Here is a 23,343-nt window from a genome sequence, read left to right on the forward strand (position 1 = left end):
ACATTTTGTTTAAAAACATCTTAAGCTTTTTGGGATGAGCCAAATTCACGCATTTTGCTAATAACTGTTTCTTTAATTGCTTCTCTACCCGGTCCTAGATATTTACGTGGATCGTATAAATCAGGGTTTTCGTTCAACACTTCACGAACTTTTTTCGCTTGTGCAATTTGGTTTTCTGTATTTACATTAATTTTTGCTGTACCTAAGGAAATGGCGCGTTGAATATCTTTTGTAGGAATACCAGTTCCTCCATGTAAAACTAATGGTATTTTTACCAAATCAAGAATTTCTTCCATTTCCTTAAACCCTAAATTAGGCTCTCCCTTATACGGTCCATGAACAGATCCAAGTGCTGGTGCAAGGCAATCAATTCCAGTTGCATCAACTAGCTGTTTACATTCCTGAGGATCTGCATAAATAACACCGTCTGCTATAACATCATCTTCTTGCCCACCAACTGTACCTAATTCTGCTTCTACAGAAACGCCATGTAGATGAGCTAATTCAACAACTTTTTTTGTAACCTCAATATTTTCTTCCAATGGATCATGTGATGCATCAATCATTACTGATGTAAAGCCAGCATGAATAGCTTCTGCACATTTTGCAAAGCTAGATCCGTGATCTAAATGAATAGCTACTGGTACAGTTGTTTTATATGAATCCATAAGTGACTTTACCATTGCCACTACTACATTGAAACCACCCATATATCTTGCGGCACCTTCAGAAACCCCTAAAATAACTGGAGACTTTTCTTCTTCTGCTGCCTGCAAAATTGCCTGCGCATATTCCAAGTTATTTAAGTTAAACTGACCTACCGCATAACCATTTTCTTTACCCTTTTCTAACATTTCTTTCATTGATACTAATGGCATGTATATCCTCCTCTTAGATGAACATTACACCTATGTCAAAATAAATTACACTATAAGAATACCAACAACCGTCCAAAGGCGCAACAATACTTTATTTTATTTTAACCAAGAATCGAATTTACAACCCGACATACTTCCTTAATATTAAACGGTTTGCCTATAATCGTTACAATATTAGCACATTCTATATTGTCAGCAAGGACAGCTTCACACATTCCGCTCATCATAATAGTAGGAATGCAATGGTTTGTTTTCTTTATTTGCCGCAATACTTCTATACCGTTAAAAATTGGCAAATGGTAATCGATCATTAATAAATGAAAAGTAAAAGAATTAATTTTATCTATACACTCTTTACCATTATTGGCAGTCTCCACATAATAACCCTCTTCAGTAAGAATATCTTTCAGGAGCATACAGATTCCCGGTTGGTCATCAACAACTAGGATTGCTTTTTCCATTTATAGACTTCCCCTTTCTAAAGCATTTGTCCCCCAACACTAATATTCGCTATCAATTGCTAGATATCCTGCAATTTCTACGGGTTTTGCCAAATAAAGAAGAGTGAATAATAATGAAGTCTTAAGTTCATGTTCAAAAAGATAAGTTAAATTTTTTTCACTAAGGCTTTTTTCTCCGAAAGAGTAAATCAAGGGCTAACCTCGAAGTATCGCTACAAAGAAGTTTTTCTTATCCAGAACTAAATTTCTACGTAAAAATCTCATGTAAATGACTGTAAATGAAAAAGAGCTGAGACATAAGCAGATACTAAATAGCACAAACCGAACAATTCATTTATAATTGTTCGGTTTGTTTGTGTTTAAAAAAACTTGGCTTGTCGCAAGTCTTTAGCGAAAGCCATCGTTTTTCTTATACGATAAAGTGAAACTTCATTCAGTAGGAGTTTTCTTCCATCTCCTACTGAATGTTAGTACCTCAGGGGGTATGACCTAAAGGCCCTTAAACGAATCGGGCATTTAGGTGCCGTCTTCTCCTACTTAGACCCTTTTGTATCAACTCCAAGATTTTGAAGTGGGAGTCTTACGGCACCTTACATGCGGGATAAAGCCTAAAATTTTATACTTTACTATAGTACTAGTACGATTTATGGTTCGTTTTTTAATCAGCTGTTTTTTTGTTCTAGCCCCTTCTTTATTTTTTTATTATTTAGCGTTTTGATACTCTAAGGCAGCACCGATAAACCCTTTAAATAAAGGTTGTGGTCTAGTCGGTCTAGATGTAAATTCCGGATGAAATTGACATGCTACAAACCACGGATGATCGGCAATTTCAATTGTTTCAACAAGACGGCCATCAGGACTTGTACCGGAAAAGACGAATCCATGATGAATCATTTGCTCCCGGTAAACATTGTTAAACTCATAACGATGACGATGTCGCTCTTCAATACAATCTGCACCATTATAGGCTGCTTTTGTTTTGGTATTATCTTTTAATTTACATGGATAAGCGCCAAGTCGTAAAGTTCCCCCAAGATTGGCAATGTCCTTCTGATCCGGGAGTAAATCAATAATCGGATGTGGTGTATTTGGATCAATCTCTGTTGAATGAGCACTTTCAAGCCCTACAACATTACGAGCAAATTCCACCGTAGCTAATTGCATCCCTAAACAAATCCCTAAAAATGGGATCTTATTTTCTCTTGCATGTTGAATGGCAATAATTTTACCATCGATTCCTCGGTCACCGAAACCACCGGGAACGAGAATACCATCCACATTTTCTAGCTCTTGATGAATCGTTTGTTCATCAAGCTGCTCTGAGTTAATCCAATGTACATGAATATCCGAATCAAATACAAATCCAGCATGTTTTAATGCTTCTACGACAGACAAATATGCATCAGGTAATTCAACATATTTTCCTACAAGCGCAATATCAACTTGCTTTGATAAATGCCGTACTCTATTAAGCAATTCCTTCCACTCACCCATATCCGCTTCTTGGCACTTTAAACCAAAGTGATTGCATGTGAGTTGATCTAATTGCTGTTCTTGCAAAGAAATTGGTATCTGATAAAGTGTATCAGCATCTATCATCTCAATCACTGCTTTTTCATTAATATCACAAAACAGAGCAATTTTTTCTTTCATTTCCTTACTAATCGCCTGTTCTGTTCGTAAAACAATAACATCAGGTTGAATACCAAGAGAGCGCAATTCCTTCACACTATGTTGGGTAGGTTTGGTTTTCATCTCACCAGCTGCTTTAATATATGGAACAAGTGTACAGTGAATATACATGACGCTATCTCTGCCAACATCCTTCTTAATTTGACGAATTGCTTCCAAAAAAGGTAATGATTCGATATCACCAACCGTACCGCCGATTTCCGTAATCACAATATCTGCTTCTGTTGCTTCCCCTGCGCGAAATACCTGTTCTTTTATTTCATTCGTGATGTGTGGAATAACTTGAACTGTTCCACCTAAATAATCACCACGGCGCTCCTTACGAATAACGCTGGAATATACCTTTCCTGTTGTAATATTGCTATATTTATTCAAGTTAATATCAATAAACCGTTCATAATGGCCTAAGTCTAAATCGGTCTCTGCACCATCCTCTGTGACATAAACTTCCCCATGCTGGTAAGGGCTCATTGTTCCAGGATCGACATTAATATAAGGATCAAATTTTTGGATCGTAACTTTTAAACCGCGATTTTTTAGTAATCGTCCCAGTGAAGCTGCTGTAATTCCCTTCCCTAATGAAGATACAACGCCTCCAGTAACAAAAATATATTTAGTCATCTTACTCCCTCTTTCTCTATATTTTTATTAAATCAAAGGTTTTTTTAGGAATTTAGCTCTTTATAAATAATTGCATACTAGTCACAAATAAGACCATACATGATTTTCCAGATAAGGAATCCCAAGTAAATTTCCGTTAGTATTGATTTGATTTTAATCATTCTTAAACTGTCTAATTAACATAAGCTAACAATACTTTTTCTCTCATATTTTGGGATGCACTAAGAATTTTAATCGTGTTATCTGTTGTCTTTATCATGCACAAGGTGACAATAAAATAATAAAAGCGCCTCCCCAACTGCTGGGGAAACGCTTTGATAATTAATTGAAAGAGCCCAAGTTAAATTGTACTGATCTCAAATAAAAAAGTCAAGACTCCAAGAACTGCCATCTACTCTAAAAATTAAATACTTCCTTTACTTTTTTTCCTTATCATCTAAGTAATCTTCATCCACCAATTCTTCATTTTCTTCTATTTTCTCGTCATAGTCCTCATCATAATCCTCATCGAAGGCTTCATCATAATCTTCATCTTCTTCAAAATCTTCTTCTACGAAATCTTCATCAAAAATTTCAATTTCATCATCAACAATATCCAGTTCTTCCTCTATTTCCTCTTCTGGCTTTTGCCTCGCCTTTTTCTTCCTTTTTGGAGTTACGTGGACTACTTCGTCCATTTGTTCAACAGGATACCAACGTTTCAGCCCCCACATATTATCTCCTGTTGTCAAAAATCTGCCATCCACATTTAAATCCGTATAAAATTGAGCAATTAGATCCCGTTTTTGTTGTTTAGTAAAACCTTTTAAATCTGCTGCCTGTTCAAATATGTCCTTAAAATGAATAGCTTTCTTTTCTTCTAACATTAATAAAGTAGCTAATTCAATCATTGACATTTTTTGAATCTCTTCGTGGCTATATTTTTTTAAGCTCACGGTCATGCACTCCCTTTACTTATATTAATAACTTTGCTACTTAACTTTAATAAAGTGAATCTTCAATCAGTGGGGATTTGCTTTTATCCCACACCGATTATTGGAATGAACAGAATCGGGCATTTAACTTGCAGTTGGGCCCTCCATTTATCTTCCAGGTTTTACCTTGTTACATGGAAGTAGGGGTCTTACTACAAGTTACATGTAGGATAAAAGTTAAACTTCAATCTATAACTAATTCTTTCGCACATGGAAGTAGCAGTTAAATCAATCTACTATTGATGTACTGCTAACTCCATCGTATTCACGCTTTGTTGTTAAACTAACATTTAGGTAAAAGTCTTAAGAACAATTAGATACTGAAATAATTTACATATATCTAATGTCTTTATACCAATAACCATACCATACATTATAAACAATTCTATAGGGTTTATGCTAGAGATAAAGCAGAAAAAAATAAAACCACAGTAACTTTAGAAAAACTTGGCTTGTCGCCAAGCCTTTATGCAAAAGCTATCGTTTTTCTTATGCGATAAAGTGAAGCTTTATTCAAGTATTGCTTTTCTTCTTGAAAAAGAAAAACGCTTTTTCTGCTTGCGATGCGTCGCTGCCATAATCTTTCTTATCTGTCACCCCAAACAAATTGAGAATTTAGGAGCCGTTTCTCTTATAAAGTTTGAAAAAATAATAAGCAGATTTTTTACATGAGAAAAATACAGCTCCTTACATTCGGGATAAAGGAGCCGATGTAGACTTATCGTAGGGAGAAGAGCGAAGTTTGCTTGAGCTTGAGTGCTTAAACTAGACGACGAGGCTACTTTCAGAAAAACATCCATATGCAAAAACATATCAATCATTTCCTAGACTAAAATAAGATTGACAGGAAAGGAACCTTTATTACTTCGTTGTACTTTAAAAATTCCGAAGTCAATATTAACTTCTCCGCTAAATTTTTTACATTATTAACAGCTTTTTATGCATGCATTCCAGCCTAATTGTTCTATACAAATCTAAAATTTTCATGACACCAAGTCTATTTCATTTTAAAACTAGTGCGTTTTACATGTAAAAAACCTTGTATGAACCTATACTCATACAAGGCTCCAAAAGACATATCAAAAATTCCCCTTCATTATCTCTGTGTAGGAATAACCCGTTTTAAAAGGTTATTCCATACGTTCATTAATACTTTTTTTGTTGTCTTGGTTCTTTATACTTTTCTTTAAACACTCTCTTTATATCCCTTAATGGAATTCATTAAATAATGGATTTGGTAATCTGTATATTCCTCAAGTGTGAATTGCTTTTGCAGCATCCATCTTCTAAATGCCCACATTTGTCCAATAATAAATATGTTATTAGCTAAAAGTTTACGTTTTCGAGGGGACAATGAATCCGGAAAAGAAGCCACTATTAATCGCTCTAATATAGCTAGCATATCCCATTCTTTTTTTAACACATATTCTTTACTCTCATTTTTTAATGATTTCACTTCTTGATACATGATTAGCACTTCTTCTTGCATTTCATCCATTAAATAAAAGTATGACCGAATTACATTCATGAAATGCTCTGCGGAAGAATTATTCAAATCTATTTGCGCTTCCAATCGCTTACGAACTTGAAGATAAATGGAATCACAAACAAGAAATAAAACATCTTCTTTTGTTCGTATATATTCATATAATGTTCCAATACTAAAACCGGCTGCTTTAGCAATTTCCCTAGTTGTAGTCCGATGAAACCCTTTATCTTTAAATAAGGTAATGGCTCCTTTTATAATTTGATTCCGACGCTTTTCAATTAAGGATTGATCTTTTATGGAAGAAAGAATTGAATCCTTCTGCATTCCATTACCTCCTTATTTTCAACTTTAATACTTTCCTTGACCTATTTCGTAAGCATCCTACCAATAACTAGACGTTGAATTTCATTTGTTCCTTCATATATTTGAGTAATTTTCGCATCTCGCATATAACGTTCAACTGGATAATCTTTTGTATAGCCATAGCCACCGAAAATTTGGACGGCTTCTACAGTAGTCCGCATTGCTGCATCTCCTGCAAATAATTTTGACATGGCCGATGCTTTACCATAAGGTAATCCTTGCGACTCTAACCAGGCTGCTTGATAAGTTAATAATCGGGCTGCTTCTACCTCTGTTGCCATATCTGCTAGCTTAAAGGAAATCCCTTGATTCATTGCAATTGGTTTCCCAAATTGTTCCCTTTCTTTTGCGTAGGCAGTTGCTGCGTCCAATGCTCCTTGAGCAATCCCAACCGCTTGTGCTGCAATTCCATTTCGACCGCCATCCAACGTAGTCATCGCAATTTTAAAGCCTTCTCCTTCTGCTCCTAACCGGTTCTCTTTTGGTATACGGCAATTCTCGAAAATAAGTTCAGTTGTTGGTGAAGAACGAATGCCTAGCTTTTTCTCTTTTTTACCGAAAGTAAAACCTTCTGTACCCTTCTCTACGATAAAAGCCGTAATGCCTTTATGTCCTTTATCGGCATCTGTTTTAGCAAATACAATATTTAGATCAGCAACTCCACCATTGGTAATCCATACTTTATTACCATTTAATACATAATGGTTGCCTTCTTCCTTTGCGGTCATTGACATGGAAACAACATCACTTCCTGCTCCAGGCTCCGATAACGCATAAGCGCCTAACGCTTCACCACTGGCCAGACGATACAAAAACGTTTTTTTCTGCTCTTCATTCCCATATTTATAAATCGGCCAGCTAGCCAAAGATACATGAGCCGATAAAGTAACCCCGGTAGATGCACAGACTCTTGATAATTCTTCTACGGCAATAACATAACTCATATAATCTGCACCAATGCCGCCATATGTTTCTGGCCATGGAATACCTGTTAACCCCAATCCTGCCATTTTATCAAATATTTCCCTATCAAATCGTTCTAGTTCATCACGTTCAGCAGCTGACGGTTCTACTTCATTTTCCGCAAAATTCCGCACCATCTTTCGCAACATTTCTTGTTCATCAGTTAGTTGAAAGTTCATTCTCACTTGTCCTCCTTCATGTTTTTCACAGATTTTGCTATTTTAATAGATGCTTCGCTATAACAATTCGTTGAATTTCATTGGAGCCTTCGTAAATTTCTGTAACTTTAGCATCGCGAAATAATCGCTCAACAGGGTAATCTTTTGTATAACCATAGCCACCAAAAATTTGTACAGCTTCTATGGCATTTTTCATAGCTGTTCTTGATGAAAATAACTTTGCCATGGATACCTCTTTTCCAGCTGGAACATCTTGTTCTACTAAAACAGCGGCTTGATAGACTAATAACTTTGCCGCTTCTATACGGGTGGCCATATCTGCTAGTTTAAAGGAAATTCCTTGCTGGTTAGCAATTGACTTGCCAAATTGGATTCGCCCTTTAGCATATTCTGTCGCATATTCCAAAGCCGCTTCACTAATACCTAATGCCTGCGCCGCAATACCAATTCTGCCGATATTTAGATTATGTAACGCAATTTTAAAGCCCTGCCCTTCCTCACCTAACAGCTGTTTCTTATCAACTTTACAATTTTCAAAGATGAGTGAAACCGTATTTGATCCATGTAGCCCCATTTTTCTTTCTTTTTTTCCAATCGTAAGTCCTAGCGTATCCTTTTCAATAATAAACGCACTTATATCGCCTTTTTCCTCACCTGTTCGAGCAAAGGTTATATACGTATCTGCTTCGCCACCATTTGTAATAAATAGCTTAGAACCATTTAATATATAACCATTACCTTCCTTTACCGCGGTTGTTTTAATACTTCCTGCATCAGAACCGGCGTTTGCCTCTGTCAAAGCAAAAGCACCAAGGTAATCTCCACTAGCAAGCTTTGGGAGGTAATGATTTTTTTGCTGTTCCGTACCAAAGTACAAAATAGGATTGGTTCCGACAGATGTGTGTACCGATAAAACAACTCCTACTGTAGCGCTTACTTTTGATATTTCATGAATGGTCTGAATATAGGAGGTATAACCCAGCTCTGCACCACCGTAATCTTCAGGAATAGGGATGCCCATTAGACCAAGGTCTCCCATTTTTTTAATGATTTCTTTTGGAAACCTGTCTTCTTTCTCCATCCGTGGTATGGCCTGAGCTATTTCTGTTTGCGCAAAATCTCTGACCATTTTCCGCAACATTGCCTGTTCTTCTGTTTCATGTAGCATCCGTTTTCCTCCTTAGGCATTCGTATATAGTTTCGTATACGTATAAAAGCCTCGACCTGATTTTTTACCGAGCCACCCTGCTTTTACGTATTGCCTGAGTAATGGACATGGGCGGTATTTACTGTCCGCAAACCCTTCATGCAATACTTCCATAATATAAAGGCATGTATCCAGGCCAATAAAATCAGCCAGAGTTAGCGGTCCCATCGGATGATTCATCCCTAATTTCATTGAAGTATCAATATCCTCGGCCGTTGCAATTCCTTCATAAAGCGTATATATCGCTTCATTAATCATTGGCATCAAAATACGATTAGAAACAAACCCCGGAAAATCTTTTACTACAACGGGTGTTTTATCTAAAGCCTTTGCCATTTGGTCAATAGCCTGATAGGTTTTATCACTCGTCTGTAAACCACGAATAATTTCTACCAATTTCATCACAGGTACAGGATTCATGAAATGCATGCCAATTACTTGTTCCGGACGTTCCGTTGCTGTCGCGATCTCCGTAATTGGCAAGGATGATGTATTCGAAGCTAAAATAGCATGTGCCGGAGCAATATGATCCAGCTGCTGAAAGATATCTGTTTTCACATCCATATTTTCAATCACAGCTTCAATTATTAAATCTGCTTTACTTCCTTCCCATAATGTATCTACTGCCTGAATTCTTGTAAATGTTTCATTTTTCTCCTGCTCTGTCATTCGTTGTTTATCAACAGAACGTTGCAACAGCTTCTCAATAGTATTTATTCCCTTTTCTAATGCTTTTGCCTGATTATCATATAATCGAACATGAAAACCAGCTTGAGCACAGACCTGGGCAATACCTGCCCCCATTTGCCCAGCGCCTATGACCATAACTTTCTCTATATTCATTTCGCCCATCCCCTAATAAATATTCTATTTTGGTACTTCGATTAAAATAGCGTCACCTTGGCCTCCCCCACTGCAAATAGCAGCAATACCAAGTCCACCGCCTCGTCTCCTCAATTCATAGACTAAAGTTAGTAATATTCTTGCTCCACTAGCTCCAATCGGATGACCTAATGCAACTGCCCCACCATTTACATTAATTTTTTCTTGATCAATCCCTGCAATCTTAGCACTTGCTAACGATACGGAGGCAAATGCTTCATTAATTTCAAACAAATCTATTTCATCTTTAACATGACCTGTTTTTTCAAGTAATTTATTAATGACTAGTCCTGGAGTCTTTGGAAAATCTTCAGCAGGTACAGCTATTTCTGCATGCCCTTTAATCGTTGCGAGTGGAGTTTTTCCTAGTTCACTAGCTTTGTTACTCGACATTACCACAAGCGCACATGCTCCATCGTTTATGCCTGGTGCATTCCCTGCTGTAATCGTACCGTCCTTATTAAATACCGGTTTAAGCACTGCCAGCTTTTCAATGCTTGTATCTTTTCTTGGTGCTTCGTCTCGATCTATAATAAGCGGGGCTCCTTTTCGTTGTAATACTTCAATAGGGACAATTTCTTCAGCAAACTTCCCTTCTTCTATTGCTTGAATCGCCCGTTGATGGCTGCGATATGCCCATTTATCCTGTTCTTCACGACTTATTTCATATTCATTTGCTGTAGCATTTCCATATGTCCCCATATGAACTCCTTGGAAAGAACAGGTTAATCCATCATGTACCATCATATCGACTACTTTTTTATCACCCATCCGATTTCCCCAACGTGCATCTGGTAAAAAGTAAGGTGCATTACTCATGCTCTCCATACCACCAGCTACAATAATTTCTTCCTCGCCCAGACGAATCAATTGATCAGCTAATGTCACACTGCGTAATCCAGAAGCGCAAACTTTATTTATCGTTTCTGTTTTTACATCCCATGGAATACCAGCTTCTCTTGCAGCTTGTCGTGATGGGATTTGTCCTTGTCCACCTTGTAGCACATTTCCAATAATTACTTCATCTACATCATCTCCTGCTAGGTCTGCCCGCTTTAAAGCTTCGGCAATCGCCTTCCCTCCAAGTTGTGATGCTGTAAATGGCTGCAACGCCCCACCAAATTTTCCAAATGGTGTTCTTGCACCAGCTACAATTACAGATTCTTTCATACATTTTCCACTCCTTTTCTTGATTGAACGCTCGTTCAAAAATAACGATAAATATGTACAAAAAGGAGGATTTTTCCCTTTTTGTACATATTTCCATTTTATTAGTAGATTAACCGAATTTGGCTGTTTACAAAAAACTGCTGATTGATCGTTTATCCCGCATGTAAGATGCCGTAAGACTCCCACTTCAAGACCTTGTGTTGGGTCTATGTGGTAGGTAACGGCATCTAAATGCCCGATTCGTTCAGCTAACATTTCTTGGGAAAGGCATTCCAAGAAATGAAGTTTCACTTTATATTAAACTATGCGCTTTTTTCTTCCTTATCTGCAAATACAGATAGTGCTAATATCTCGGCTACGTCCATCGTGCTTATATCTTCTTCAACCTCTTTTGCTTTCGTGCCATCACTAATCATTGTCAAGCAGTATGGGCATGCACTTGATATCATATTCGGCTGAACTCTCAACGCCTGCTCGGTGCGTGCTACATTAATTCGATTTCCGGTTGTTTCCTCGGACCACATTAAACCACCACCTGCGCCACAACACATACCATTTTCTCTAGTACGATCCATCTCTACCAATTCCAATTCCGGAATCGCCTTAAGAATTTCTCGAGGTGGATCATAAACTCCATTATACCTTCCTAAATAGCATGAGTCATGATAGGTAAGTCGTTGATTAATAGCCTTTTCTGGTTTTAATTTACCGCCCATTACTAAATCATATAACAATTGCGTATGGTGATAAACCTCTACTTCAAAACCAAAATCTGGGTATTCATTTTTAAAAATGTTATATGCATGTGGATCAATCGTGACAATTTTTTTCACATCATTCTTCGTGAATTCTTTTATATTTTTCTCGGCAATTTCCTGAAATAAAAACTCATTTCCTATACGACGAGCTGTATCGCCCGAATTTGCCTCTTTATTCCCCAAGATGGCAAAGCTAACACCTGCTTGATTTAACAATTTTGCAAAAGCGAGAGCTATCTTTTGACTACGGTTATCGTAAGCACCCATGGAACTGACCCAGAACAAGTATTCAAAATCCTTTCCTTCCTTTTTTAACTCCTTCACAGTTGGAATATAAATGGATTCATCCTGTTCGCGCCATTTAATTCGATCTTTTTTCGATAGCCCCCATGGATTACCTTGACGTTCAATATTCATTACCGCCCGCTGTACATCTTGGTCCATCTTCCCTTCTGTCATAACAAGATAACGGCGCATATCAATAATCGTACCTACATGTTCATTATTTACTGGACATGCATCCTCACAGTTTCGGCACGTCGTACAACCTGCCAGCTCTTCTTCTGTAATTACATCCCCGATTAAACTGGCACTTTGTACCGTTGCTGCGGCTTCTTGTTTAGCACTTGCTTGGTTACCAGTTGTATTGGCAAATGCATAAGCAGGAACCCAAGGTGACTTTCCAGTAATTGCAGCCCCCTTTTCTGTTAAATGATCTCTTATTTTGATCATAATATCCATTGGCGAAAGCATTTTCCCCGTACCAGATGCAGGACAGACATCTGTGCATCTGCCACATTCCACACAGGCATAGAAGTCGATCATTTGATATTGTTCAAAATCTTCTACCTTGCCAACGCCAAAGGAAATATCCTCTTCATCCTCCTCATCTAGATCAAAATTTATTTTCTGTAATTTACCTGGAACTCGTTTACTTAGAAATACATTGATCGGTGCAGCAATCAAATGCGCGTGCTTAGACTGTGGAACATAAATTAGGAAAACGAGAATAGTGATCGTATGAATCCACCACGCAACATAGAAAAGTACCATTGCCCCTGTAGGAGAAAGCCATGAAAAAGCCATGGCGATAACACTCGCAACGGGTTCCATCCACGTTGGTTCATGACCGTGCCATAATTGTACCATTCCGTTACCGAATAACACAGAAAGCATTAAGGTACCAATAAATAAGAGTACTAACCCTGCTTTAAATCCGCGCTTCAATCGAACAAGCTTTTCGATATAACGACGATAGAAAGCCCAGACCACTGCCACTAGAATCATTAATGTTACTAGTTCTTGAAAAAATACGAAGCCCGGATAAAGTGGACCGAATGGTAAATGAGCTTCTGGAGACAGCCCTTTAATAAACATATCAATGGCTCCAAATTGGACAAGAATAAAGCCATAAAACATCATAACATGAATGATTCCTGATTTTTTATCCTTTAATAATTTTGACTGACCAAAAACAATTTTCCCTATTCTTTTAAAGCGTTCTTTAAACTCCCGATCAAATTCAGACTTTCTCCCTAGTCGAATATAGGCAACACGTGTTGCTACTGCCCTAGCAAACAGGTATACGCCATAAATTGTAATCACCGTAAAAGCGATCGCATTAATAAGTAGAAATGTATCCAATTTGCCCGATCCCCCTTATCATGTCGTAATACATCTTATTTTGTTTTCATCCTTTCTCCATCCCCGCTTGATAGCGATTGCATTATTCAGAAAAATGACTTCTTTTTAAATCTTATATATACTACTATAAATATGAATGATCATTCAGTCAACTGTTTTTCACTAACTATTTATGAAATCACAATGAAAGAAATGCCACCATCTAAGGTAGGACGCAATTTTTTTAAACAACTTCCGTATTGCCTTATACTAAATCTTCAATGAAAGTAAATGTCAAAAAAACATCACACGTGAACTCTTTCACAATTGTCGATTTTTCGTTATAATAATAGTAGCTTCATTTATTCAATACCAAAGGAGGTAGTTTTATGACTACTACAACTACAGCATCCCCATGGAGAAGCTTCCAAACAGGGAAATGGGAACAAAATGTTGATGTTAGAGACTTTATTATACGAAATTTCACCTGTTACGAAGGTGATGAGGAGTTTTTAGCTGAGCCAACACAAAATACGCTGGATCTTTGGGATCTAGTTACTGAGCTTACGGCAAAAGAGCGTAAAGCAGGCGGCGTATTAGATATGGACACAAAAATTCCATCGACGATTACTTCACATGGTCCTGGTTATTTAGATAAAGATAAAGAGAAAATTGTTGGTGTACAGACAGATAAACCATTTAAACGTGCGCTAATGCCATTTGGTGGCATTCGTATGGCAAAAAACTCCTGCGAAGCATATGGTTATGAATTAGATAAAGAAACCGAGCATATTTTCACAGAGTACAGAAAAACCCATAACCAAGGTGTGTTTGATGCTTATACTCCGGAGATGAGAAGAGCAAGAAAAGCCGGAATCATCACTGGATTACCTGACGCTTATGGACGTGGAAGAATCATAGGTGACTATCGAAGAGTTCCCCTTTATGGAGTAGATTTTCTAATTAAGCAAAAACAAGAAGAACTTGTGCAATTAGAAAATGATGGTATCATGTCAGAAGATATTATTAGACAGCGTGAAGAACATGCAGAACAAATTAGAGCATTACATGAATTAAAAGACATGGCAGCATCTTATGGATTTGACATTTCTAAACCAGCTACAAATGCGCAAGAAGCTATCCAATGGCTATATTTTGCTTATTTAGCTGCGATTAAAGAACAAAATGGTGCAGCAATGAGTCTAGGTCGTGTATCCACATTCTTGGATATTTATATGGAACGTGATCTAAAAGAAGGCACCTTAACCGAGCAAGAAGCACAAGAGTTGATTGATCATTTTATTATGAAATTACGATTAGTAAAATTTGCCCGTACCCCTGAATATAACGAATTATTCAGCGGAGATCCAACTTGGGTAACAGAATCAATCGGCGGAGTAAGCATAAGCGGTGAACCACTGGTTACCAAAAACTCTTTCCGTTTCTTGCATACTTTAACAAACTTAGGACCTGCTCCTGAGCCAAACCTAACCATTCTATGGTCTACCAAATTACCAGAAAACTTCAAGAAATATTGTGCGAAAATGTCTATTGATACAAGCTCCATCCAGTACGAAAATGATGATATCATGAGAAAACACTACGGTGATGATTATGGTATTGCATGTTGTGTAAGTGCCATGGAAATTGGTAAGCAAATGCAATTCTTTGGAGCTCGTGCTAACCTAGCTAAAGCATTGTTATATGCAATCAACGGTGGAGTTGATGAAAAATCAAAAGCACAAGTATCCCCAGCGCTTCGTCCAATTACTTCTGATGTCTTAGATTTCGATGAAGTTATGGAACGTTATGATCTTGTTTTAGATTGGTTAGCAAAATTATATATGAATACGTTAAATGTTATTCATTATATGCATGATAAATATGCGTATGAACGAATTGAAATGGCATTACATGATAAAGATGTCAAACGTACGATGGCAGGCGGAATTGCCGGATTAAGTGTTGTAGCTGACAGTCTAAGTGCAATTAAACATGCTAAAGTACATGTCATTCGTGATGAAGATGGACTAGCTGTAGACTTCCGTATTGAAGGTGACTATCCAAAATACGGAAACAACGATGATGCAGTCGATAGCCTAGCTGTGGATATCGTAAACAGATTTATGAATAAATTCCGTCAACATGAAACGTATCGAAATGCTATTCCAACATTATCCATTTTGACGATTACTTCAAACGTCGTTTACGGTAAGAAAACAGGTAATACCCCAGACGGACGTCGTGCTGGAGAACCATTTGCACCGGGCGCAAACCCATTACATGGTCGCGACAAATCTGGAGCACTTGCATCTCTAAACAGCGTAGCTAAAATACCTTATGAAAATTCTTTAGACGGTATCTCTAACACAACGAGCTTTGTTCCAAAAGCACTTGGAAAAACAGTAGATGATCGTTCTAAAAACTTAGTATCCATCCTTGATGGCTATGCTAAAAAAGAAGGACATCACCTAAATATTAACGTATTTGACCGTGAAACACTTAAGGATGCGATGGAGCACCCTGAACAATATCCACAATTAACCATTCGTGTTAGTGGTTATGCTGTAAACTTTGTAAAATTAACAAGAGAACAACAGCTTGACGTTATAAACCGTACATTCCATGAAGGTTTGTAATCAAGTCATGGGTGTAGAAACGATAACCTGTAAATTTTAAATATCATTTTGCTTGGAAGGGCAATTAAACTGCCCTTCCACTAAGATAGGGGGCTTTACCAATGATCGGAAGAATTCACTCCATTGAAACCTGCGGTACTGTGGATGGACCTGGACTACGTTATGTAATTTTTTTACAAGGATGTCTACTTCGTTGCCAATTTTGCCACAATCCCGATACATGGGATGTAAAAGGAGGCACGGAAAGAAGTGTAGAAGACATCATAAATGACTTACAGGATTACCTTCCATATATAAAGGAGAGCGGAGGCATAACCGTAAGTGGTGGAGAGCCTTTATTACAAATTGACTTTCTGCTTGAACTGTTTAAAGAATGTAAAAAGCTAGGTGTCCACACCGCTATCGATACATCTGCTGGATGTTTCCGTGAAAGCCCTACTTTTTTAAGGAAAGTTGATGAATTACTAAAAGTTACCGATCTCGTATTATTAGATTTAAAACATTTAGATTCGCAATTACACAAACAACTTACTGGTCTGCCTAATGAACACATTTTAAAATTCGCTGAATTATTAGCTGAAAAAGACGTCCCTGTTTGGATTCGCCGTGTACTTGTGCCCGGCAGAACGGACGATCCAGAAGAGCTTGCCAAATTAAATGAATTTATTACTAAACTTGGCAATGTAAAAAAAGTAGAAATTCTGCCGTACCATACGATGGGCGTCTACAAATGGGAACAGTTAAATCTAGACTACCCACTTGCTAACGTCAATCCGCCTTCCAAAGAAGAAGTAGAGCGAGCTGAAGAAATACTATCCATTACGTCAAAATAAAGTGAAACTTCATCCAGCGGGTTGTTACTGATAAAAAAAGGCTGAAATCTTGGGCATCTTGAAAAATCGTGATGTATCGCTGTCGGAGTTTCCTTGTCCTTGAAAAAGAAAGACGCTTTTTCTGCGTGCGATGCGTCGCTATGTAGCTTTTCCTTGTTCTGTGATCCGAACAAATCGGGAATTTAGGTGCCACTGTCCCCACTTTGACTGCTTTGTTTTATCTTCAACTCTTGGAGCAAGGATTTTACGACAGCATATATTCCAGGATAAACCGTTGCCATCATCGCCTCTCATCTCAGCCTTCCAAAGAAGATAGATAGCAGCCCATAATAAGGAGTCAATTAAAGAAGAGAGCTTGAAGATAGTAAGCTCTCTTTTTTGTAATGGTGAAACCATCATTCTACATTTTTTCTGGTGCAGTAACACCAAGTACTCTTAAAGCATTAGCAAGCGTGATTTTGACCGCCTTCATTAAAAGAATACGCGCTTTTGTTAGCTCCTGATTCTCTATATCCAATACCTTCTCCGCATTATAAAAGCTATGCAGTAAACTCGCTAGATCAAAGACGTACTGTGTTATTTTATGTGGGGTTTGTTTTTCCGCAGCATCAGCGATGACTTGCGGAAACTTAGCTAGTTGCTTTAACAAGTCTGTTTCTTTCTCTCTCGTTAATAATGATACATCTGCTGAATCCTCAATCGTGAATCCCTTTGCTTCTGCTTGTTTTAACATCGTACAAATTCGCGCATGAGCATATTGTACATAAAATACCGGATTATCATTCGATTCAGAGCGTGCCAAATCCATGTCAAAATCAAGTTGTGAGTCGTTTGAACGCATAACAAAATAATAACGGACAGCATCTACGCCAACTTCCTCCATTAATTCACGCAGTGCAACAGCCTTACCTGTTCGTTTACTCATCCTTAGCTTTTCACCATTCTCATACAGATTAACCATTTGAATAATCTTGACACTGAACTTGTCAACCGGATACCCTAATGCTTGAATAGCTGCACGCATACGAGGAATATATCCATGATGATCTGCTCCCCAAACATTAATAATTTGATCAAAGCCGCGATCCAGCTTGTTTTTATGATACGCGATATCCGGGGTTAAATACGTATAGCTTCCATCCTGTTTAACTAAAACGCGATCCTTATCATCACCAAATTCAGTTGAACGAAACCAAGTAGCTCCATCCTTCTCATACGTATATTTATCTAAAACCTGAAGCGCTTCGGTAATTTTTCCTTCTTTATATAAGGAACTCTCCGAAAACCATGAATCAAAGGTCACCCGAAAGCTTTCCAGATCTTCTTTAATTTTTCCTAATTCATAGTTTAATCCGTACTCTCTAAAAAAGGCAAGACGCTCTTCTCGTTCGCTATGTACCCACTTATCATCATACTCTTCACTTAACTTTTTACCAATCTGAATAATATCTTCACCGTAATATCCATCTTCAGGCATAGATGCATCTTGACCAAGCGCTTGTAAATAACGTGCTTCCACAGAAAGTGCCAAATTATCGATTTGATTGCCTGCATCATTAATGTAATATTCTCGTTCTACTTGATAACCTGCTGCAGCCAACACGTTACAAATCACATCTCCAAACGCCGCTCCACGGGCATGACCTAGGTGAAGATCCCCCGTTGGATTTACGGATACAAACTCTACTTGTATGCGTTTGTTTTGACCTGCCGTTGACTTTCCATATGCATCCCCTTCCTTTATAATTACAGGGATAATAGAGCCGAGAAAGTCCTCTTTTATGAAAAAGTTAATAAACCCTGGCCCGGCAATCTCTACTTTTTCAATCGAAGCTTCTGTTTGGTTCAAATGGTTCACGATCTCATCAGCAATCGACCGAGGTGATTTTTTCGCTATCCGAGCTAATTGCATGGCAATTGCGGTCGCAAAGTCACCATGATTTTTTTCCTTAGGCTTTTCTAAAACAATTGAGGGTATTTCTTCTGCACTTGCAAGCTCTGCCTTTAATACAGCTTCCTTAATTTGCTGCTTTAACGCTTCTTCTGTCTCTGTTAAGACATTCATGCCTTATTGTCCTCCTTTTTTATGATTAAATTGATATTCTGCCGCCTTGTATGTTGATCATTTAGCTTTATTTCGTAAGCGATATAGAGGTTCCCAACCTTTGCAGGCTGAATAGGCTCGTAGACAATCTTTGTCGTAAAAGTTTCCATATATAAACTGCCATAAGGATGCTTCACTATATTTTCTGTCTTCTTATTTAAAAGAAATTGCTGGTTCATCTTTACATTTCCAGATCGCTTCAAATTGACCTTATTTGGCTGGATAGTGAGTAAGTTGCTTACGGTAGGCATTCCTTCTCCTGCTTCTACATATGTAAGAACATCTATATGACCTTTTCGATAAAAAGTGCCACGCTGTTCTACTTTATGATATTCCTTTTCACCATTTTCTTCAATAGTTGTACAAAGCTCGATTATTACTGGTGTTTGCCGCTTACTCATCGTAAATATTCCCTCCATTTTTATACAGATAACGGATGGAGTTAACCTTGTATATAATGACGTATACTTGTGTATTCTATTATATCTAAACGTATTTATCAAGCTGTACTATACAAGGATCTCCGTCACTAAAACGCGTTTTATTTTTCTTAAGCGAATTTCTAATCGACTGTCTTTGGGTAATGCTCAGCATTCGTTTCAAATAAACTTATACAAACAATGGAAAATGGTAACCACATTAAACATTACCTTCTTTACGAAGCGCAAAAAATAATTATTTATTAAAAATCGGATTTCTTTTTTCTCATAGAGGTAATATAGTAATAAAGTTATTTTTTTTTAGAAAAAACGGATGATGAATTACTTTATTATATTGGAAAGCAAATACTTCAATTAAACATGATGGAGGTCTTCTTAATGAATATTACACCAGGAAATAAAATTGTTCTTGTTGGTACAGGTGCAGTTGGATCAAGTTATGCTTATGCACTAATAAATCAAGGTTTAAGCAATGAACTTGTGTTAGTAGATATTAATACGAAGAAAACGGAAGGAGAAGTAATGGACTTGAGTCATGGAGTTGTCTACGCTCCTAGTGCAATAAAAATTAAGCATGGAACTTATGAAGATTGTACCGATGCTGCATTAGTTGTTATCTGTGCCGGAGCGGCACAAAAACCAGGTGAAACAAGGCTAGACCTAGTTAATAAAAATGTAAAAATTTTCAAGTCCATGGTCGCATCTATTATGGATACTGGTTTTAACGGAATTTTTATTGTTGCAACCAATCCTGTTGATATTTTGTCCTACGCGACATGGAAATTTTCCAATTTGCCAAAAGAACGAATTATTGGTACCGGTACGATATTAGATTCAGCTCGATTCCGCTACTTATTAAGCCAAACATTTGCAACTGCCCCTACAAGTGTTCATGGTTACATTATCGGAGAACATGGTGATTCCCAACTCCCTATTTGGAGTACAGCTAACATTTCAGGATCACTCATTGCAGAAAAACTATCCGAAGAACAAAAAACCGAAATCGCAGCCAAGGTTCGCAATGCAGCTTATGAAATTATTGGTTTAAAAGGAGCTACGTATTACGGCATTGGGATAGCATTAGCACGAATCACGAAGGCGATCTTAAATAATGAACAAGTTGTATTACCAATAGGAACTTTATTAGAAGGAGAACATGGTTACAAGGATGTATTTATTGGTGTTCCCTCTATTATCGATCGAACCGGTGTTAAGCGCGTCGCAGATTTTTCATTAGATCAAGATGAAAAGAAAAAATTCGCTAAATCAGTTGAAACATTAAAAGCAGTTCAAGCACGTGTTTTCCCTTAATTTACCTGGTGAATAAACGTATTGAAACTTAAATGACAAGATTGGTCAAGCTTTCTACCGGTTGTACTTCTTCGTAAATCTAGAGATTTTGTAACGCAAGGAATCAACTTTATCTTTTCAAAGTAAAAAATAAAATAATTTAACATTTAATCCCCCAAACCTCATCCTTAACCAAACCATAACGGTTGGGAACACTATTTTGTTGAATAAAGGAATAATTTGTACGTTTATTTGCTCGTTTGTTTTCCCATAATGGTATTAGTTGTATACTTTTAAAGAGGGAAAAGGTTATGAGCAAACATAGAAGAAAACATAAACACAGATTTATCCTGCTCGGATCAGGTATCTTATTTGCAATAGGCATAGCGTTTATTGCTGGCATCTACTTCATTAGCTTTCTGCTTGGCCCCCCACCATTATCACTTAACCAAAAAACGGTTCTATACAGTAGTAATGGGGAAGTGATTGGCAAAACAAGTGAACTAAATAACGAAGAATGGGTAAAGCTTGATGATATTGCAAATGACGCTGTACAGGCAACGCTTGCCATTGAAGATCAGCATTTTTACGATCATCATGGTTTTGACTTAAAGCGTATTTTTGGTGCAGTTATTGAAAATATAAAGTCTTTCTCGCTTAAAGAAGGTGCAAGTACATTAACACAACAATACGCACGAAACTTATACTTAACCCACGAAAAAACATGGTTGCGAAAAATAAAAGAGGCTTTCTTTACCATTCGTTTGGAAATGTTCTATTCGAAATCAGAGATACTAGAAGGCTATTTAAATACGATTTACTACGGTCATGGAGCATATGGGATTGAAGCTGCTAGTGAAGTATTTTTTAATAAATCAGCCCATGATCTTTCCTTGGCAGAATCTACTATGCTTGCAGGTATTCCTAAAGGCCCAACCTACTACTCTCCATTCAATAATGATACAAAGGCAAACCAACGACAACACCATATTCTAAAAACAATGTTATCACAAAATAAAATTAGTTCAGCTGAGTATAAACAAGCTAAACAACAACGATTAACATATCGACAAACGAAAGAGCAAAAGCAAACGAACCCAGGCGCTTACTTTCAGGATTTCGCCATTCAGGAAGCAAGTAAAGTATTAAATCTGAATGCTGATGAAGTTCGATCGGGAGGATATCGGATTCACACTACATTAAATAAAGATCACCAGTTAAAACTTGAAAAAGAGCTAGGAACTACGATTGCTAATTCCAGTGAGATCCAAGCAAGTGGGCTCGCTATCGACCCACAAACCGGAGAAATCATCGCTATGATTGGTGGTCGTAACTATGATGAAAGTACCTTTAATCGGGCAATCCGTGCAAAACGAATGCCTGGATCTGCCTTTAAACCATTTGTCTATTATACAGCATTGGAACATGGATATAATGCAACAACGATGTTAATGAGCAAACCAACTACATTTGAACTGTCCGGAGGTAAAGTATATCAACCAGGTAATTTTAATGGGTATTATGCAAATAAACCTATTTCACTTGCCCAGGCCTTGGCTCTTTCAGATAATATTTATGCCGTGAAGACCAATATGTATGTGGGTCCAGAAAATGTCGTTGATACAGCTAAACAATTTGGCTTTTCTAGTAAGCTTAGTCCGATTCCATCTTTAGCACTTGGAACAGAAGTTGTATCAATGAAAGAAATCGTTCGCGGTTATGGAATGATTGCAAATGGGGGGAAACAAGTAGATCCGTATGCGGTCAAAAAAATTGTTAATCGAGAAGGTGAGACAATCTATGAACGTCCGAACTACCCCCAAGAGCAAATTCTTGATAAAAAGAAGACATACATCCTAGCCCATTTGCTAACAGGAATGTTTGACCATGCTCTTGACGGCTATATGCAAGTGACAGGCTCTTCCATTATTGACCAACTCGACCGCACATATGCAGGAAAATCAGGGTCGACAGATTCCGATAGTTGGATGATTGGATTTAGCTCGTCTATTGTTACTGGTATTTGGGTAGGTTATGACGATAACAGAAAAATAGAGCAGGTAGAAGAAACAAGTTATGCCAAAGATATATGGGCTAATTTTATGGATGCTGCTCATCAAGATTTGCCAAAGAGCAGTTTGCCTATCCCTTCAGGAGTTATTGGTGTTCCCGTTGACCCTGCTACTGGACAACGTGCCACTCCATATTGTTCATTAAGCAGGGTTATGTTTTTTGAAAAAGGAAGTGAACCGAAAGAATATTGTTCCCTTCACTTTCCGGAAGATTCACCAAATAAAACCGATCCAAAGCCTAAAGACAAAAGCATCTTGGAGAAAGTTTTTGACCTTTTCCATAAAAAAGGATAAAAAGGGTCAACAGTCGGCTAAGGTCTCAGGTGTTCTTAAAAAACCGCGATGCGTCGCTGACCTAGTTACCCATATACAAGGAACTTAATAATTTTAACTACGTCGAATGAACTTCAATACTAAGATTTTACCCCTTCTAACGTACGAAGAAATTCAAAGCGTCCTTATTACCGGACTTTTTTAACAACTTCTCAACCCCTTATTAGGAAAAAGAGGCTGAATCCAGCTAGTCTGAATTCAGCCTCTTTTTTGTCCTAGTAATACATGAGTAAGCCCATGTGCCTATATTTTACAAACTTCCTTTACAAAGTACAAGGAAAAATCAATATGTTCATAACAAAGTCACAAATTATTCATTTTTTATTTACTTCAGGAAAATAGTTTCATACCAATAAAGAGTGTTTCCCGAAG

At 37.5% G+C, this 23,343-nt stretch carries 16 protein-coding genes; 4 read left to right on the plus strand and 12 right to left on the minus strand.

Translation table 11 applies throughout. The annotated features are described in order from the left end of the window. Window positions 1–20: 20 nt before the first annotated feature. The 10 genes from JNUCC74_RS16680 to JNUCC74_RS16725 form a co-directional block, all read right to left on the minus strand. A complete protein-coding gene (locus JNUCC74_RS16680; protein ID WP_454066166.1) occupies window positions 21–878 on the minus strand; it encodes a class II fructose-bisphosphate aldolase in 858 nt (285 codons plus the stop codon). 101 nt (window positions 879–979) lie between these two features. Next, a complete protein-coding gene (locus JNUCC74_RS16685; RefSeq protein ID WP_077318535.1) occupies window positions 980–1,339 on the minus strand; it encodes a response regulator in 360 nt (119 codons plus the stop codon). A 702-nt stretch (window positions 1,340–2,041) separates the two neighbouring features. After that, on the minus strand, window positions 2,042–3,652 hold the full coding sequence (locus tag JNUCC74_RS16690; protein WP_077318536.1) for a CTP synthase: 1,611 nt from the start codon (window positions 3,650–3,652) through the stop codon (window positions 2,042–2,044). Window positions 3,653–4,068: 416 nt separating this feature from the next. Continuing rightward, window positions 4,069–4,593, minus strand: a complete 525-nt coding sequence (rpoE, locus tag JNUCC74_RS16695; RefSeq protein WP_454066167.1) for a DNA-directed RNA polymerase subunit delta — start codon at window positions 4,591–4,593, stop codon at window positions 4,069–4,071. A gap of 1,219 nt (window positions 4,594–5,812) precedes the next feature. Beyond that, the gene (locus tag JNUCC74_RS16700) at window positions 5,813–6,439 is read right to left on the minus strand and encodes a TetR/AcrR family transcriptional regulator (protein ID WP_077318538.1); all 627 of its coding nucleotides are present in this window, start codon (window positions 6,437–6,439) and stop codon (window positions 5,813–5,815) included. Between the two features lie 41 nt (window positions 6,440–6,480). Next, entirely contained in the window at window positions 6,481–7,620 is a 1,140-nt protein-coding gene (locus JNUCC74_RS16705; RefSeq protein WP_454066168.1) for an acyl-CoA dehydrogenase, read from the minus strand. A gap of 37 nt (window positions 7,621–7,657) precedes the next feature. Then, complete coding sequence (locus tag JNUCC74_RS16710; protein ID WP_454066169.1) at window positions 7,658–8,788, minus strand: acyl-CoA dehydrogenase; 1,131 nt, start codon at window positions 8,786–8,788, stop codon at window positions 7,658–7,660. A 12-nt stretch (window positions 8,789–8,800) separates the two neighbouring features. Beyond that, complete coding sequence (locus JNUCC74_RS16715) at window positions 8,801–9,670, minus strand: 3-hydroxybutyryl-CoA dehydrogenase (RefSeq protein WP_454066170.1); 870 nt, start codon at window positions 9,668–9,670, stop codon at window positions 8,801–8,803. Window positions 9,671–9,694: 24 nt separating this feature from the next. Further along, the gene (locus JNUCC74_RS16720) at window positions 9,695–10,879 is read right to left on the minus strand and encodes an acetyl-CoA C-acetyltransferase (protein WP_454066171.1); all 1,185 of its coding nucleotides are present in this window, start codon (window positions 10,877–10,879) and stop codon (window positions 9,695–9,697) included. Between the two features lie 302 nt (window positions 10,880–11,181). After that, window positions 11,182–13,281, minus strand: a complete 2,100-nt coding sequence (locus JNUCC74_RS16725) for a heterodisulfide reductase-related iron-sulfur binding cluster (protein ID WP_454066172.1) — start codon at window positions 13,279–13,281, stop codon at window positions 11,182–11,184. A gap of 368 nt (window positions 13,282–13,649) precedes the next feature. On the opposite strand from JNUCC74_RS16725, the gene pflB reads away from it, so the two are divergent. Together pflB and pflA are read left to right on the plus strand one after the other, a co-directional pair. Further along, window positions 13,650–15,899: a formate C-acetyltransferase gene (gene pflB / locus JNUCC74_RS16730; protein ID WP_077318544.1), complete on the plus strand. Its 2,250-nt coding sequence runs from the start codon at window positions 13,650–13,652 to the stop codon at window positions 15,897–15,899. 101 nt (window positions 15,900–16,000) lie between these two features. Further along, on the plus strand, window positions 16,001–16,732 hold the full coding sequence (gene pflA, locus JNUCC74_RS16735; RefSeq protein WP_454066173.1) for a pyruvate formate-lyase-activating protein: 732 nt from the start codon (window positions 16,001–16,003) through the stop codon (window positions 16,730–16,732). 400 nt (window positions 16,733–17,132) lie between these two features. On the opposite strand, the gene argS is transcribed toward pflA, so the two are convergent. Next, window positions 17,133–18,797: an arginine--tRNA ligase gene (gene argS, locus JNUCC74_RS16740; RefSeq protein ID WP_454066174.1), complete on the minus strand. Its 1,665-nt coding sequence runs from the start codon at window positions 18,795–18,797 to the stop codon at window positions 17,133–17,135. Beyond that, window positions 18,794–19,237 carry a DUF1934 domain-containing protein gene (locus tag JNUCC74_RS16745; protein ID WP_454066175.1) on the minus strand — a complete coding sequence of 148 codons (444 nt, stop codon included), beginning with the start codon at window positions 19,235–19,237 and terminating at the stop codon, window positions 18,794–18,796. Before JNUCC74_RS16745 ends, argS begins: the two co-directional genes overlap by 4 nt. Window positions 19,238–19,654: 417 nt before the next feature. Here JNUCC74_RS16745 and JNUCC74_RS16750 point away from each other — a divergent pair, with 417 nt between their 5' ends. Both JNUCC74_RS16750 and JNUCC74_RS16755 read left to right on the plus strand, forming a co-directional pair. Next, window positions 19,655–20,587: an L-lactate dehydrogenase gene (locus JNUCC74_RS16750; protein ID WP_454066176.1), complete on the plus strand. Its 933-nt coding sequence runs from the start codon at window positions 19,655–19,657 to the stop codon at window positions 20,585–20,587. A gap of 290 nt (window positions 20,588–20,877) precedes the next feature. Beyond that, complete coding sequence (locus tag JNUCC74_RS16755; protein ID WP_454066177.1) at window positions 20,878–22,932, plus strand: transglycosylase domain-containing protein; 2,055 nt, start codon at window positions 20,878–20,880, stop codon at window positions 22,930–22,932. Window positions 22,933–23,343: the final 411 nt, after the last annotated feature.

The sequence above is a fragment of the Cerasibacillus sp. JNUCC 74 genome (genome assembly GCF_053667775.1).

Coding starts and splice junctions, on each gene's coding strand:
- JNUCC74_RS16685 (WP_077318535.1), bottom strand. CDS start 1,339: ATGGAAAAAGCAATCCTAGTTGTTGATGACCAACCGGGAATCTGTATG.
- JNUCC74_RS16715 (WP_454066170.1), bottom strand. CDS start 9,670: ATGAATATAGAGAAAGTTATGGTCATAGGCGCTGGGCAAATGGGGGCA.
- JNUCC74_RS16750 (WP_454066176.1), top strand. CDS start 19,655: ATGAATATTACACCAGGAAATAAAATTGTTCTTGTTGGTACAGGTGCA.
- JNUCC74_RS16680 (WP_454066166.1), bottom strand. CDS start 878: ATGCCATTAGTATCAATGAAAGAAATGTTAGAAAAGGGTAAAGAAAAT.
- pflA (WP_454066173.1), top strand. CDS start 16,001: ATGATCGGAAGAATTCACTCCATTGAAACCTGCGGTACTGTGGATGGA.
- JNUCC74_RS16690 (WP_077318536.1), bottom strand. CDS start 3,652: ATGACTAAATATATTTTTGTTACTGGAGGCGTTGTATCTTCATTAGGG.
- pflB (WP_077318544.1), top strand. CDS start 13,650: ATGACTACTACAACTACAGCATCCCCATGGAGAAGCTTCCAAACAGGG.
- argS (WP_454066174.1), bottom strand. CDS start 18,797: ATGAATGTCTTAACAGAGACAGAAGAAGCGTTAAAGCAGCAAATTAAG.
- JNUCC74_RS16700 (WP_077318538.1), bottom strand. CDS start 6,439: ATGCAGAAGGATTCAATTCTTTCTTCCATAAAAGATCAATCCTTAATT.
- JNUCC74_RS16745 (WP_454066175.1), bottom strand. CDS start 19,237: ATGAGTAAGCGGCAAACACCAGTAATAATCGAGCTTTGTACAACTATT.
- JNUCC74_RS16710 (WP_454066169.1), bottom strand. CDS start 8,788: ATGCTACATGAAACAGAAGAACAGGCAATGTTGCGGAAAATGGTCAGA.
- JNUCC74_RS16705 (WP_454066168.1), bottom strand. CDS start 7,620: ATGAACTTTCAACTAACTGATGAACAAGAAATGTTGCGAAAGATGGTG.
- JNUCC74_RS16720 (WP_454066171.1), bottom strand. CDS start 10,879: ATGAAAGAATCTGTAATTGTAGCTGGTGCAAGAACACCATTTGGAAAA.
- rpoE (WP_454066167.1), bottom strand. CDS start 4,593: ATGACCGTGAGCTTAAAAAAATATAGCCACGAAGAGATTCAAAAAATG.
- JNUCC74_RS16755 (WP_454066177.1), top strand. CDS start 20,878: ATGAGCAAACATAGAAGAAAACATAAACACAGATTTATCCTGCTCGGA.